This is a genomic window from Acinetobacter sp. UBA3106 (assembly GCA_002365595.1).
Taxonomy (GTDB): Bacteria; Pseudomonadota; Gammaproteobacteria; order Pseudomonadales; family Moraxellaceae; genus Acinetobacter.
The window spans coordinates 87,510-102,309 of the sequence record DFAM01000012.1 but is presented as its reverse complement, the minus strand read 5'-3'; the positions used below and the strand labels follow the sequence as shown (position 1 = coordinate 102,309).

Here is a 14,800-nt window from a genome sequence, read left to right as displayed (position 1 = left end):
CCTCGTCAGTATTAGAAGCTGGACTTCGATAAACCTAACAACTCAGCACTTCGTCCTTCGTTCTTGTCCGTCGAGCTCGTCGGGATGCAGCGTATTCTATAGAGTTTTTAAACCAAAGCAACCCCAATTATAGAATTTTCTATAATTTTACTTTTGAGTGTTTGTTTTTTAACCCAGGAGGCTATTTTTAGCATGTTTTAAGACAATTTTGAGGGTTTTTTACACAACGAAACATTCATTTTTTAGATCATCTTTACCATTTTAATTTTAGTTATTTTCCCTTAAAACAATAAAACCAGCTTTATGCTGGTTTTACTTAAATTAATTGGCGTGTTCTGCTAGCCATGACATAAACTTCTGCCGTTCAACTTTATTTGATTTTTGCCATAATTGAATCAGTTGTTGATCACCAGTGGCTACTGAAGCTGGCTCTATAGAAGTAACTCCTGCTACCTTATGCAATGCCGCTTGTGTATAGACAGGTGCTGGCTGGTTTTCCAACGTTGTTTTCTTTTGAGTTAAATCTGTAGTTCTTGAAAATATATTTTGTGCCAACCAAGGTTTTTGTTCTGTATTTGCGCCTGTCTGTTGAACCAGCATGACATTATTTTTATCAAACAATGCCACTATAGGCTGTTCGGCATATTTCTTGGCAGCTTCAAAATTCGCTGGTGCATTGACCAAGCCCAGTCGATATTCTCCACCATCTTGCAAAACAGGTGTGGGAATAGTCACCACCGCTGACTTCACAATATCGTGTTCACCATTTAAGTGCTCAAAATACTGACTGTAACGCACGCTAATATTACGAATAGCTGCATCGACTTTATATTGATTGTTCTTGGCGCGAAATAAACCCGTATTCACTTCCTGATCATTCACCGCTAAAATTTTGATTTCTTCTGGTGCTGAAATAGTGACTGCTGAAAATGCCGTACCACTTACCATCAATGCAACCGCAGCAAAAGTTAATTTTAAGCTCATTTCACTATCATTTCTTTGATTGTTAAAATTTAATTGCAATATGCAATGAATAAATGTCAATTTTATGACAAAGCCATTTTTAATACAGCTGTGTTTTCAATACTTTGTTGAGATAAGCTTTGCAGCTTAATTGATTTATCTATCATTACTTTAACAATAAAAAGAGTGCCGTTTCAGCACTCTCTTAACTTTACTTAAGTAAAACACTGATCAGTCAAATCTTTTAAAGCGAATACTATCATCTAGGAAGGTTTTTTCTCCTGCCGGTGCTTCAATCGATCCAAATACCAATTCGGCACGTAATTTCCAGCTTTCGGGTATATCAAAAGTAGCGGCCACTTCAGCATCAATCACCGGATTGTAATGCTGCAATGAGGCCCCGATATGATGTTCTGCCAATGATGACCATACAGCAAACTGAGCAATACCAGTAGAATGTTCTGACCACGCCGGAAAATGCTCTGCATATAAAGCAAATTGCTTTTGTAACGACTTTACCGTTTCTTGGTCTTCAAAAAATAATACCGTGCCATAACCTGCTGCAAAACTGTCAATTTTTGCATTGGTCTTTTCAAACGCATCTTCTGGGACGACTTTACGCAATGTTTCACGCACGATATTCCAGAACTTCTCATGCGATGCCCCATAAAGAGTGACCACACGTGAAGTTTGTGAGTTGAAAGCTGAGGGACTGTTACGTACAGCATCTTTAATAATATCTTCTATTTGATCTGCTGTGAGAGGAACATTTTTACCAATTGCATAGATAGTACGGCGTTGTTTCATATGTGCTAAAAATGACATGAGCTCACCTTCTTTGAATTGTAATCAGCATAATGAGAACAAATTGATCTTATGTTTATTTTAGGAGCACTCACTCATTATAAAAGTGACATTGTGTTTTTATTTATAGAACAATTTTATAGCAACATGCTTTTTGATTTAAAATAAAAAAACACCCAATAAGGGTGCTTAATTACTACAGCAATAAAATTAACTCAAAATTCTAAATCGTTCAGTATCCTGAGAAACCGGTTTTAAGTCTGCTTCTTGTTCAATGGAACCAAAAACCAGTTGTGCTCGCAGCAACCAGGATTCATCAATATGAAAATGTTGTGAAACTGCAGCATCTATACTGGGATTATAATGCTGCAGACAAGCACCGATGCCTGAATCAGCCAAGGCCGTCCATACTGCATATTGTGCCATACCCGATGTCTGTTCCGACCAGATTGTAAAATCTTGCGCATTAAAAGGAATTTTCTTTTGCAGTTTTTGAATTGTGCTCTGATCTTCATAGAAGAGCACCGTTCCATATCCTGCCATGCATTGATCTATTTTCATTGCTGTACCATCAAATACATGTGCCGCGGCTAATTTACGTTGCACCTCTTTGACTATTTGCCAAAATTGCTCATGGGAATCACCAAATAACACCACAATTCTTGAACTTTGAGAATTTAATACAGATGGACAGCTTCGCACGGCTTCTTGAATCAATTCCGCCAAATAGGCCTGACTGAAATGGACCTTTCTTCCTAAAACATAAATACTGCGACGTTTTTTTAATTGATCGACAAAAGTCAGTTCATTTACCTCTTCAGCAGCTCTTTTTTTTAAATTTAAATTCTTTCGTGATATCTGCCGTAAGGACATGACCAATTCTCTGTAATAATGCCACAACAGTACTCCCCAATAAGAATGCTAAAGCTTTTAAGATTTTCTAATATTCTAGCGGTTTATAAGTCTGTGCTTTGGATCTGAGATCTTTGAATGTTGTTTTTTAAATCAAACAATTATCACTAAAACAACAAACTCCGCATTTAGCGGAGTTTGTGTGAAATGTCATGCATTTTACTTTTCAGTTTCAAACAATGCAGCAACAAATGATTTTGCCGAGAATGGACGTAAATCATCAATTTTCTCACCCACACCAATAAAGCGAATAGGTACATGGGTACGACTGGCAATATTAAATAGCACACCACCTTTAGCCGTGCCATCAAGCTTGGTAATGGTTAAGCCTGTCAAGCCAACGGCTTCATCAAACATTTCAACTTGATTAATCGCATTTTGACCAGTACCGGCATCGACAACTAGCATGATTTCATGCGGTGCTGTGGCATCAATTTTTTGCATCACGCGTTTTACTTTGGTCAATTCTTGCATTAAGTGACCTTTGTTATGCAAACGACCGGCTGTATCAGCAATCAGCACATCCACACCTTTAGCACGTGCGCTTTCGAAGGCATCAAAAATCACTGAAGCGCTGTCTGCCCCATGACCCTGGGCAACCACAGAAATATTGTTGCGTTCGCCCCAAATTTGTAATTGTTCTGTTGCTGCCGCACGGAAAGTATCGCCCGCAGCCAACATAACTTTTTTACCTTCGCCTTGTAAGCGTTTTGCCAATTTACCAATCGTGGTGGTTTTACCCACACCGTTAACACCCACCACTAAAATTACAAATGGGGTTTTATTTGGATCGATATGTAAAGGCTTAACGCGTGGTGCAAGCAATGCCACCAATTCTTCTTGTAAAGCCTTATACAAGGAATGTGAATAGATTAAGTCACCACGTGCAGTACGTTCGGTTAAATTGGCAATAATGGTTTTGGTTGCATCTACACCAATATCTGCCACCAATAATTGCTCTTCTACTTCTTCCAGCAATTCGTCATCGATTTCTTTACCACCAATGAGAATATTGACCATACCATCGGCAAGGTTTTTACGGGTTTTCGTTAACCCTTCTTTCATACGGCTAAAAAAGCCACCTTTAGGCGTATCGTCTTGCTCTGTTTCATTTTGCTCTGTTTCTGTGGCTACAGGCGCAGAAACGGAAGCTTGCTCATTTTGAGTTTCAACAATAGGGATATTTACCGCAGGTAAATTCGGTAAAGTGACATCGTCATCCCCGATATCAGCATCAATCAAAAATTTATTTTGCCCATTAGATTGCTGTTGCATGCCGAATCCTTGAAAAGCATTGCGTTAAAAAACAAGAATTCTAGCATAGTTTTGTCAGGCATTTCTCGGTAGACATTGAACACAACAAAAACCAACAACTTAACCTTTGCTTTCAAACAGCAGTTTCTGAAAAATGATCATAAATATAATTTATTAATGGGGTAAATCTTGTGCTCAAACGCAACTACCCACTTTTTTTAAAGCCGTCTATTTTTAAAAGTCATCTTTTAAAGTTCAGTCTGGCTTTATTGATGCTTCAAAGTGGATTGGCATATGCAGAGACACGCAGTGAATTGGCACGTACCACCTTTGAAACTACACTCAAAAACGGTTTAAAAGTCATTATTCGGGAAGATCATCGCTCCCCTATGGTGATGACGCAAATCTGGTACCGGGTGGGCAGCAGTGATGAATCTGGAAATGTATTAGGAATCTCTCATGTCCTGGAACATATGATGTTTAAAGGCACGCAAAAAGTTCCCAATGATGAGTTTACCCGTTTAAGTCGCACCTATGGTGGAAGCATCAATGCGGCAACTTTTACCAATTACACCAATTATTACCAGCTTTATCCTAAAACCTATTTACCGATGGCTTTAGAGCTTGAAGCAGACCGAATGAGCAACCTGCTATTACGCCAGCAAGATTTTGACCCGGAAATTAAAGTCATTATGGAAGAACGGCGTTTACGTACTGACGATAATCCTACAACACTGGCTTTTGAACGGTTTAAATGGATCACTTATCCGACCAGTCACTATCGGCAACCGGTGATTGGCCATATGAAAAACCTGCAAAACATTCAGCTTGAAGATGTCAAAAAATGGTATCGCGACTGGTATAGCCCGAATAATGCCATCCTGATCATTGTCGGTGATGTGGATTCTGAAAGCACTTTATTGCAAGTACAGAAATATTTTGCAGATATTCCTGCCAGAAAAACCCCGGTACGCAATGATGTCTTAGAGTTCGACCATATCGGTTACCGTCATATGGAGCTAAATTTTCCGGTTAAAGTGCCGAATCTGTTTATGGCCTGGAATGTTCGCTCGCTGGTCACAGCAAAAAATCCGCAAGACGCTTATGCCTTAACTATTATCAAAAACGTATTGGACAGTGGAATTTCTTCACGACTGCAAGATCGCTTAGTTCGAGACAAAAAAATATTGACCGCAGTCAGCGTGTCTTATGATCCTTATAGCCGTGGAGACAGCTTACTCAGCATTTCTGCCTTACCCACCGATGGGGTGAGCTTGCCAGAGGCTGAAAAAGCCATACAAGCTGAAATTGAATTGCTCAAGAACGAGTTAATTAAACCTGAGGAGGTCGAGCGGGTAACGGCTAAATATGTCTCCAATTTGGTTTATAGCCAAGATGACATTGCCGGACAGGCCCGGATGATCGGCAATCTGGAAATCAACGGTTTAAGTTTTCGCCTGATGGATGAATTACCGAGACATTTTGAAACTGTCACCCCTCAAGATATTCAACGCGTGGCAAATGTTTATTTTAGCCGTGACAATCTGAGCACCTTATATCTTTCTCCTGAAAATAAAACCCAATAGTGAAATTTGCCATGTTCAAGCTGTATTCCCTTGTTATTTTCGGCTCCATCATCTGGGCTCAAACAGCAATGGCTGAGGTCAATTTAAATACCCTTACCAATGACAACCCGACCCAGCTTAAATCCATTGCTGTTTTACAAAGTTTAAAAATTACCGACTCACAAAATCAATTTCATGCGCCTTATGTGCATGACCTGAAAAACAAATATCAAGTCCGTTCACTATTTGTAGAATCAAAAGACCTGCCGATGGTGGATATTCAGCTGACATTTAATGCAGGTTCGGCACGTGATGAAGAAATCGCTTCCGGCTTGCATGGCTTAGCCAATATGGCGGCAAAACTGATTGATGAAGGCACAGAAAAATATACCGCCAATGAAATTGCCAGCGCATTTGAACGTGTAGGAGCTCAATTTAGCGCGCAGGCATATCGGGATATGTTCATTGTTAAATTACGCGTGTTATCCGATCCTGAAAAACTTGAACCTGCTTTAGGCATGCTGCTGGAAGTGTTAAATCATTCTAACTTTAAAAAATCCAGCATTAATTTGGTACTAAGCAATACTCAAGTTGGACAAAAGCAGATCCAGGAAAGTCCGAGCAGGATGATGGGTGTTCAGTTTTATCGCGCTTTGTATGGTAAACACCCGTATGCAGAACCCATTCCAGGCACACAGCGCAGCATCAGTAAAATTACCCCAGAACAGCTCAAGCAATTTAGTAACCAATTTTTAGTGGCACAAAATATGAATATTGCCATTACCGGTCAGCTCACTCCAAAACAGGCACAACAACTTTCTGAACGTATTGCGGGTAACTTAAAACAGGGAGAGAAAGCCAAAGCGCTGGCTCAACCAGTCGACAAATCAACATTTGATATCCGCCACATCAAGTTTAATTCCAGTCAAGCTCATGTCATGATAGGGCAATTAGGTACGACACGCTTTGATCCGGATCGACTGGCGCTGGAAGTGGCCAACCAGATGTTTGGCGGGAGTGGTTTTAATTCGATCTTGATGAAAGAGCTTCGGGTGAAACGGGGTTATACCTACGGCGCTTATAGTTCATTTTCATTTAGCTTGGCCCCGGGAACTTTTAGTTTGAGTTATTCCACCCGGCAGGATCAACTGTTCGACAGCATACAGGTCGCTCATCAGGCTTTGGTCAATTTTATCAAACAACCAATTGACCAGAAACAGCTGGAGGAAACCAAAGCCGGTATGTTACGCGCCTTTCCAAATAATTATAGAAGTAATGCCAATATCAATGCACAGTTAGGCTCAATAGGTTTTTATCACCAGCCCTCTGACTATCTGAGTAATTATCCAAAATTATTAGAAAAAATTACTGCACAAGATGTTCAAAATGCCATTCAGAAACATCTGCATCCTGAACAGCTCACCATCATCGTGGTGAATAACACCTTAGATAAGCCTGCGTTAGAAGCGCTACTGAAAAAAGATTTAAATCCGCAAAATCCTCCAAGTACACCTTCAATCGAGCAAACTCCGAAAACAGTTATTGCTCCGGTTGCAAAGGAGGTAATTGATGCGCCTGCCTCATCTCCAGATGATGAGCCTGCATCAATTTAAAATACTGGGCATAAGGAATCTGATGTTGTTGCATCAGCTGTAGAGCCATTTCCTGAGTATCTGGATAATTGGCTTGGGCGGAAAGTTGCACTACATTTTCAAACTGTTTAACTGTAATAGGCCGATGTAATGCAGTAAAAGCAAGAATCAAGATAATGGCAATGATTGTAACGATGAATCCGTTATAAATGTCTTCAAGCTTTATTTTAGATTTTAATTGAACAATTTTTTGTAAAGCAATATGCATAACCTACCTCGAATTCAAGGTAGTGTAGGATGCAGCATAAAGAAGCACAAGCAGATTTGCTCAATTTCACCGCAGTTGCAACAGAAATTGAGCAATTCTTAAATCAGCGATTAGCCAATGACATTTCGGATCACTGAAAAGTACAGCACCAATGCAATCATCCCTAATACCAATAAAATTGCGAAGACCCCAACACCTCTTTCAGCATGTACAGGATGCAGTTCATCATCATCCGCTATGCGCAGTAACTCACCATTATAGATATTATAAAAGTCTTCACGTTGCTGATAATCGAGCTGACGAGTAAAATCGTATACTCTTTTACGCTGTGCCAAACAATAATTACCCAAGTGAATTTCCTGATGAAAAACAGCTTCATCTAAATTTCTACGATGCTGATGCGCGAGCTCAATGATTTGATCTGTAGTTGGAGGCAAATCAAACGTAAAACCATCTAATGTTTTTGTCATGTTATTCTCCTTTTATTTTAAAATTACCCTATTAACATACTAAGCAAAAAATATTTTGTACATTGTTTAATCATGTAACCTTGATTTTAACCATTCTGCCCATAGATATTGTTTGACAATTTAGGTTCAATGTAATATTACTTTAACAATACTTAGTTAAATTAGTATCAAGACAAACTTAATAGTCTTAATTCGCAATCATAATTACAATAAGGAGTTTAATATGATTCAACAACTCTCTCAGCAAGACTTAGAACATGTATACGCAGATGCAGTCAATACTATTCAGTCTCAAATGAATTTTGCCGATGCAGTTCAAAAATTGGAAGAAGTGGCTCGCGCCGGACATGGTAAAGCAGCTTTATTTTTAGCAGAACTTTACTATCAAGGGTTCCGAGTAGAACGCGACTCGCTAAAAGCCCAATACTGGCAGAAGCTGGCCACCATGCAAGCTTAATCAAACGTCACCCAGGTGGCGTTTTTTAATGCCTTCTGTTTTTAATTACATAAATATTTACATTGTTTCTCAAAGCTTAAACAGAACTTTCATCTTGATTCCTTACAATAAGCGCTGAATCCACTACACGTATTCTGGTATGAGACGCATTAATTCATTACAACCTATTCCTAAAGACTTATTTTTTAAGATCACGGTTTTAAAATCTATGATGTATTGTGGTGTACTGTGGGGCTTATATCATCAGCAAGGTTGGGCCATGATGTCTGACCATGAAGATTATATTTTTCCATTCTGGCTAAACGGTATGCAGGCCCAAAAATATGCCGAATGCCATTGGCCAAATTATACACCACGTAAAATTACCCCGGCAGATTTTCAGGAAGCCTTACTACCAACATTAACCCGTTTAAGTGTAACCCCTGCACTTTGTAATTCATCTAGTCAAAAATTTAAATTAACCACGCAACAGATGCGTCATTTCTTTTTTGCTGAATCTTTACAATCTGCTTAAATATTTGTGCAAAGACTTAAAAATGAAATATCAAGAAATGTAAAATTTTATTTATGACCTGAAAAGTATTGGCATTTTTCTTATTTCGCGCTAAGTTTAATGTCAAATAAAGAACAAGAAGGATGATAATAAATGACCAATGTTGCACAAGTTATTCAGGATAAAATAGATAAAACCATTTTTACGATTGACCCAGAATCGACAGTACTTGAAGCCATTTCACTTATGGCAGATAAAGGCATTGGTGCACTGGTGGTCACGCAGCATGATAAAGTTGTAGGTATCTTTTCCGAACGTGATTACACCCGTAAAGTGACACTGATGGAACGAACCTCGAAGGAAACCACAGTCAGTGAAATCATGACTGCCAAAGTACTGACCGTGACGAAATCCACCAGTGTTGAAGACTGTTTGGGCTTAATGACTGATCGCCATTTACGTCATCTTCCTGTAGTTGAAAATGAGAAACTGGTAGGCTTAATCTCGATCGGAGACCTGGTCAAAGCTGTTATGGAGGATCAACGAAAACTCATTGATCAATTGCAGCAATATATTGCCAGTTAAGCTTTTAAAGCACACAAAAAACCTCTCATTTTGAGAGGTTTTTTAATCTATTAATTCTCCCTTTAATAAAGGGAGACTTTATAATTAGTTCAAGCCTAATTTTTCAGCCACATAGTCCGAATCTTTATCACCACGACCTGAAACATTAACCACAATTTTCACATCTTTCGCCATTTTTGGTGCTTCACGGATTGCCCATGCCACCGCGTGAGAGCTTTCTAGTGCAGGCACAATTCCTTCTACACGTGACAATGTCATAAAGGCATCCAGGCATTCCTGGTCTGTGGATGTGGTATATTCCACACGGCCCAAGTCTTTAAGCAAGCTATGCTGTGGACCTACGCCCGGATAATCCAGACCAGAAGCAATTGAGTGTACTGGTAAAGGTTCACCTTGCTCGTCTTCAAGCACGTAGCAAGCCATACCATGCAGTTGACTCGGTTTACCCAAAGTCAATGTTGCCGAATGCATAGCAGTATCCAGACCATGGCCTGCAGGCTCTACACCGACCAGTTTCACATCGGATTCATTTAAAAATGCAGTGAAAGCACCCATGGCATTGGAACCACCACCGACACAGGCTACGATATAATCTGGATTCGAGCCAAAACGATCATTGGTCTGAACTTTGATTTCATCGCCGATAATAGCCTGAAAGTCACGCACCATTTTTGGAAATGGATGTGGACCAACCACCGAACCAATCGCATAGATGTAATTTTTCGGATCTTTTAAATATTCTTCAAACGCACTGTCTACTGCATCTTTTAAAGTAGCAGTACCACGTGTTACAGAAATCAGGTTGGCACCCAAAATTTTCATTTTCACGACGTTAGGATGTTCTTTTTCAATATCCACTTGACCCATATGAATTTCACAAGGAATGCCTACCAAAGCACAGGCCGTAGCCAAAGCCACACCATGCTGACCCGCTCCTGTTTCCGCGATGACTTTCTTTTTGCCCATATATTTGGCAAGTAAAGCTTCACCCAGGCAATGGTTAATTTTATGCGCACCCGTGTGGTTTAAATCTTCACGTTTCAGGTAAATTTGCGCTCCACCCAATTGATCCGACAAACGCTTGGCATGAAACAATGGACTTGGACGGCCGACATAATTGGCAAATAAATCTGCCAATTCATTTTGAAATTCTGCAGTATGGCGAATTTGCTCATACGCCACATTAATTTCGTCCATCGCTTCTTTTAAATGAGGTGGAATAAACTGACCACCGTATTGTCCAAAGAAACCTTCTTCATTGGGTAATGGGATGCCATTAATTTGATGATCCATTTTCAATTCCTTCATTTAAAAGAACACATTTAATTTCAATGCGTTTAGCGCGCCAAATATTTTGTCATGTCTTCCACACCTTTTAAGGTCATCGGATACATATGATCTTCAAAGATTTGCTTGATCTGACCGATGGTATGGGTGTAATGCCAATAACGGTCTTCTTCGGGATTCAGCCAGGCGGTTTTTTCAAAATGTTGACGCAGGCGCTGCAACCAGACATGGCCAGCTTCATCATTCATGTATTCCACCGAACCACCTACAGAACTCAACTCATAAGGTGCCATACTGGCATCCCCAACGACAATTACCCGATAGTCGCGTCCATAGGTATTGAAAAGATCCCAGGTGTTCATCCGCGTATTAGAACGGCGGATATTGTCCTTCCAGACATAATCATAGAGACAATTATGGAAATAAAAATACTCTAAGGTTTTAAATTCGGTTTTGGCCGCACTGAATAGTTTTTCACATTGCGCGATGTGTGAATCCATCGATCCACCAACATCAAATAGCATTAAAACTTTGATGCGGTTGCGACGTTCTGGTACCAGTTGTACGTCCAGTATGCCCTGCTTCGCCGTTTCACGAATAGTACCGTTAATATCCAGTTCTTCAGCCGCGCCTTGACGGGCAAATTTACGCAAACGGCGGAGTGCCATTTGCATTTGACGTGTACCTAAAATCTGTTCGTCATCGAGGTTTTGGTATTTACGCTGTTCCCAGACTTTAACGGCTGAGCGTTTACGTCCCGGTCCGCCAATCCGCACGCCTTCAGGATGATCACCGTAGGCACCGAATGGCGATGTGCCACCAGTACCGATCATCTTGTTTCCGCCCTGATGCTTCTTGTGCTGTTCACGAAGGCGCTCTTCCAGCATCTTCATCAGTTCTTCAAGTGAACCGGCTTTTTTCAGCTCTTCGCGCTGCTCAGGGGTGAGATGCTTTTCCAGCAGTTCCAGGTCAAACCAGTCTTTCGGCAGTTTATGCACTTGATTGAGCAAATCATCCAGATCAAAAGTCGAGATGCCATCAAAATAATCTTTCATGGCACGGTCAAACTTGTCAAAGAAGCGCTCATCTTTAACCATAACCGTTTTAGTCAGCTGATAGAACTCATTCTGATTGGCAAAAACCAGGCCCGAAGCCACTGCCTCATTCAGATCAATCAGTTCACGTGTTGAAACCGGAACACCGTATTTGCGTAAGGTATAAAACAATCGCACAAACATGCGTGTTTCTCCCTTAGCGACGTGACATAAAGGCTAAACGTTCAAGCAACTGTACATCTTGTTCGTTTTTGATCAGCGCACCGTATAATGGTGGAATCGCTTTAGATTTATCATGATTACGCAAGATATCTTCCGGCATGTCATCGGCCATCAGCAAGCTTAACCAGTCAATCAGTTCAGAGGTTGATGGTGGTTTCTTTAAGCCCGGAATCTGGCGAAGCTTGAAGAATACTTGTAATGCTTCATTGACCAAAGCTGTAGACACCTGCGGGAAATGTACATCAATAATTTCGCGCATGGTCGTTTCATCAGGGAATTCAATATAATGGAAGAAACAGCGACGCAAGAATGCATCCGGTAATTCTTTCTCATTATTTGAAGTAATAATCACGATTGGACGTTGCGTCGCGGTGATGGTTTCCCCTGTTTCATAAACAAAGAACGACATTTTGTCCAGTTCATGCAATAAGTCATTCGGAAACTCGATGTCTGCCTTGTCAATTTCATCAATCAACAATACGCAGCGTTCTTCACTGGTAAAGGCTTCCCACAATTTTCCAGGTTTGATGTAGTTTTTAATGTCATAAACACGATCGTCGCCTAACTGGCTATCACGCAAACGCGATACCGCATCGTATTCATACAAGCCTTGCTGCGCTTTGGTGGTCGACTTGATGTGCCAGGTGAGCAGCTTAAGCCCCAAGCTTTCTGCGACCTGTTCAGCAAGTAGCGTTTTGCCTGTACCCGGCTCGCCTTTAACCAAAAGTGGCTTTTGCAGACTACGTGCAGCTTTAACAGCAAGTTTTAAACTATCAGTCGCAATGTACTGATCTGTACCGGAAAATTGTTGAGTATCGACAGACATGATCTAACCTTATTGTTTTACTTAAAGCGGTGAACTATTTTTGTTTGCGACAAATTTTGCTTTGTTGGCCATATATTTTGACCATAAAGCACCAATGACCAAGCCCAGACCTACTACAAAAAGAATGAGAGAGGCATTTGTCCAGATTAAAGCTTTTTCTTTGGTTAAAATACCAAATAACAATCCGAAAAAAGCTGGGGCAATAGAAGCATTATTTCCTTCAGAAACTGTAGGCGTGAGTAAAATCGCAAACCCGATCAGCCATGTCATTCCACCTAGCGGCTTAGGCAAGCGTTTTGCAATGGCATACCACGCCCAGAGAATAATCAGACTTCCTACAAGATATACCGTAACAGCAATGCTATCTTCAGGAATTGAATCTAGTAGAGAAAAAAAACCATTCATGGTTACAGCTCCTGATTAACCATTAAGCACCACGCAGCCCTTCAGGCGCAACTGCATTGGGATTGATTAACCCTTCTGGAGGTACTTGAATAAAGAAACCTTTAGTTTCAATCGAGTCGATCACATGCATGACATTTACACGTGCCAGTTTACGGCTTTCGGTTAACTCTAAATCCATGACAAATGTTGCACGTCCAAATGCAACGCGCATCGCTTCCGGTAAAACTTCCAGCGGATTGGCTGCTTCAGCTTCATTGTCAGTAGCTTCCGGGCGGGCGATGTAAAGATACATTTCATCTTTTTTGCTAGATTTAAAAATTGAACAGTGCATAGTTGAAACAGTACTCATAAAACTCAGGACAAAGCATACAGCAAAAAAAAGACCGATACATTAGTGATTATTAACGCATCAGTCGTGATTTTGTATAATTGTTAATTCTTTAAACAGAATGATTAAAAATTAATCCATCACTTTCATCTGAATAGACAGATAATTTTCGTCTGCATGCAGAACTTCAATCAAGGGCTTGGTTAACAGCTCATAGCGCCAACCTAAAAGATAAGCCGGTAAATCCTGTTCATCATTATGAAAGACCACATGCTGGTACAGTGCATTGAGCCATTTTTTACGCATCAATACTTCTTTAGGGACTTGGGTTTCTCGCACCACAGCCTGAATGACATTATCGACTTTTTCACCAATTTCTTTAGAGGAATGACGAATTGGACGAGCCATACGCAGTGGCCATTCTGCCTGCTCAGGTAGGAATTTCAGTAAATCCAGAATGGTTTTGCCGTATTCACGCACAATATTCTGTCGAATATCTTTAATGCTCGATAACTGGAAAGGATTGCGTGGATTTTTTTCCACCAGATCAATCATGGTTGAATTTTTTAGGATAAAACTACGCGGATAATTCAGCGCTTTAACCATCTGTTCACGCCATACCGCCAGTTGCTGTAATTGCATCAATTGACGGCGTGAATGACGATAATTGCCAATATCGTGATAAAGCAGTTCTAGCGGAGTTTCCTGACCGATTTCATAGGTCAGATGACGGCAATCTTCCAGGGCAAAATCCAGTAAATTTTTTTCAGCTAATTCATGTTGAATCTTATTCGACAGATTCATGAGATAAAGTACGTCATTCGCAGCATAGCTCAGCTGTTCCGGACTGAGTGGACGCGCCAACCAGTCAGATCGGGTCTGGTCTTTATCAATTTCAACATCCAGCATGTGCTTTAACGCATTTTGATAGCTCATCTGTAACCCATGCCCTAAAAAGGACATACCGACCTGAGTGTCAAAAACATTGCTTAGGCTTTTTTCTTGGGCATAATGATAGATGAGATCAATATCTTCGCTGCAGGCATGAAAGATATTCTGCTCAGCATGAAACAGTTTTTTCCAGAATGCTGACAAATCCAGACTTGCGCCATCCAGTAAAAAAACCTGACCTGCAACATTGATTTGAAATACACCCAATTTAGGCCAAAGAGTATCAACCTTGATGAATTCGGTATCCAATCCATAAATGGATGTTTGCCCCATCAAGTGCAGAATATTTTCTAAGTCTTTTTGTTGCTGAATGAACTGAAACATATTACCGAGTCTAAAAACCAGATTCTCTTAAACGTATAT

16 protein-coding genes and 1 pseudogene are annotated in these 14,800 nt (G+C 40.4%); 5 read left to right on the top strand and 12 right to left on the bottom strand.

Annotation, left to right across the window (positions count from 1 at the left end; genetic code table 11):
* Positions 1-321 precede the first annotated feature (321 nt).
* The 4 genes and pseudogenes from B4C48_RS05700 to ftsY form a co-directional block, all read right to left on the bottom strand.
* Positions 322-984, bottom strand: a complete 663-nt coding sequence (locus B4C48_RS05700) for a DUF2057 family protein (RefSeq protein WP_291354641.1) — start codon at positions 982-984, stop codon at positions 322-324.
* A 210-nt stretch (positions 985-1,194) separates the two neighbouring features.
* Positions 1,195-1,788 (bottom strand): nitroreductase family protein, encoded by a 594-nt coding sequence (locus B4C48_RS05695; protein ID WP_291354640.1) that lies wholly within the window; start codon positions 1,786-1,788, stop codon positions 1,195-1,197.
* Positions 1,789-1,977: 189 nt separating this feature from the next.
* Positions 1,978-2,665: pseudogene (locus B4C48_RS05690) on the bottom strand (nitroreductase family protein).
* Positions 2,666-2,838: 173 nt separating this feature from the next.
* On the bottom strand, positions 2,839-3,954 hold the full coding sequence (gene ftsY, locus B4C48_RS05685; RefSeq protein ID WP_291354639.1) for a signal recognition particle-docking protein FtsY: 1,116 nt from the start codon (positions 3,952-3,954) through the stop codon (positions 2,839-2,841).
* A gap of 251 nt (positions 3,955-4,205) precedes the next feature.
* On the opposite strand from ftsY, the gene B4C48_RS05680 reads away from it, so the two are divergent.
* Positions 4,206-5,519 (top strand): M16 family metallopeptidase, encoded by a 1,314-nt coding sequence (locus B4C48_RS05680; protein WP_291354638.1) that lies wholly within the window; start codon positions 4,206-4,208, stop codon positions 5,517-5,519.
* A 68-nt stretch (positions 5,520-5,587) separates the two neighbouring features.
* On the top strand, positions 5,588-7,111 hold the full coding sequence (locus B4C48_RS05675; RefSeq protein ID WP_291354637.1) for a M16 family metallopeptidase: 1,524 nt from the start codon (positions 5,588-5,590) through the stop codon (positions 7,109-7,111).
* Here the strand turns inward: B4C48_RS05675 and B4C48_RS05670 are convergent.
* Both B4C48_RS05670 and B4C48_RS05665 read right to left on the bottom strand, forming a co-directional pair.
* On the bottom strand, positions 7,038-7,358 hold the full coding sequence (locus tag B4C48_RS05670) for a hypothetical protein (RefSeq protein WP_291354636.1): 321 nt from the start codon (positions 7,356-7,358) through the stop codon (positions 7,038-7,040). The two genes, B4C48_RS05675 and B4C48_RS05670, sit on opposite strands and share 74 nt — an antisense overlap.
* A gap of 110 nt (positions 7,359-7,468) precedes the next feature.
* On the bottom strand, positions 7,469-7,828 hold the full coding sequence (locus tag B4C48_RS05665) for a hypothetical protein (RefSeq protein WP_291354635.1): 360 nt from the start codon (positions 7,826-7,828) through the stop codon (positions 7,469-7,471).
* Positions 7,829-8,051: 223 nt separating this feature from the next.
* Between B4C48_RS05665 and B4C48_RS05660 the strand changes: the two genes are divergently transcribed.
* The 3 genes from B4C48_RS05660 (at position 8,052) to B4C48_RS05650 (ending at position 9,363) form a co-directional block, all read left to right on the top strand.
* Positions 8,052-8,285, top strand: a complete 234-nt coding sequence (locus tag B4C48_RS05660) for a hypothetical protein (protein ID WP_291354634.1) — start codon at positions 8,052-8,054, stop codon at positions 8,283-8,285.
* Positions 8,286-8,424: 139 nt separating this feature from the next.
* The gene (locus B4C48_RS05655; RefSeq protein WP_291354633.1) at positions 8,425-8,799 is read left to right on the top strand and encodes a DUF2750 domain-containing protein; all 375 of its coding nucleotides are present in this window, start codon (positions 8,425-8,427) and stop codon (positions 8,797-8,799) included.
* A gap of 132 nt (positions 8,800-8,931) precedes the next feature.
* Positions 8,932-9,363, top strand: a complete 432-nt coding sequence (locus tag B4C48_RS05650) for a CBS domain-containing protein (RefSeq protein ID WP_291354632.1) — start codon at positions 8,932-8,934, stop codon at positions 9,361-9,363.
* 84 nt (positions 9,364-9,447) lie between these two features.
* Here B4C48_RS05650 and trpB read toward each other — a convergent pair whose 3' ends face one another.
* The 6 genes from trpB to B4C48_RS05620 all read right to left on the bottom strand — a co-directional run bounded on the left by trpB (position 9,448) and on the right by B4C48_RS05620 (position 14,761).
* Positions 9,448-10,656, bottom strand: coding sequence for a tryptophan synthase subunit beta (trpB, locus tag B4C48_RS05645; protein WP_291354631.1), 1,209 nt, complete (start codon positions 10,654-10,656; stop codon positions 9,448-9,450).
* Positions 10,657-10,700: 44 nt separating this feature from the next.
* Positions 10,701-11,888, bottom strand: a complete 1,188-nt coding sequence (locus B4C48_RS05640; RefSeq protein WP_291354630.1) for a vWA domain-containing protein — start codon at positions 11,886-11,888, stop codon at positions 10,701-10,703.
* 13 nt (positions 11,889-11,901) lie between these two features.
* The gene (locus tag B4C48_RS05635; protein ID WP_291354629.1) at positions 11,902-12,753 is read right to left on the bottom strand and encodes an AAA family ATPase; all 852 of its coding nucleotides are present in this window, start codon (positions 12,751-12,753) and stop codon (positions 11,902-11,904) included.
* 21 nt (positions 12,754-12,774) lie between these two features.
* Positions 12,775-13,158: a hypothetical protein gene (locus B4C48_RS05630; RefSeq protein WP_291354628.1), complete on the bottom strand. Its 384-nt coding sequence runs from the start codon at positions 13,156-13,158 to the stop codon at positions 12,775-12,777.
* A gap of 22 nt (positions 13,159-13,180) precedes the next feature.
* Positions 13,181-13,489: a YcgL domain-containing protein gene (locus B4C48_RS05625; protein ID WP_291354644.1), complete on the bottom strand. Its 309-nt coding sequence runs from the start codon at positions 13,487-13,489 to the stop codon at positions 13,181-13,183.
* Between the two features lie 129 nt (positions 13,490-13,618).
* Positions 13,619-14,761, bottom strand: a complete 1,143-nt coding sequence (locus tag B4C48_RS05620) for a ribonuclease D (protein ID WP_291354627.1) — start codon at positions 14,759-14,761, stop codon at positions 13,619-13,621.
* Positions 14,762-14,800: the final 39 nt, after the last annotated feature.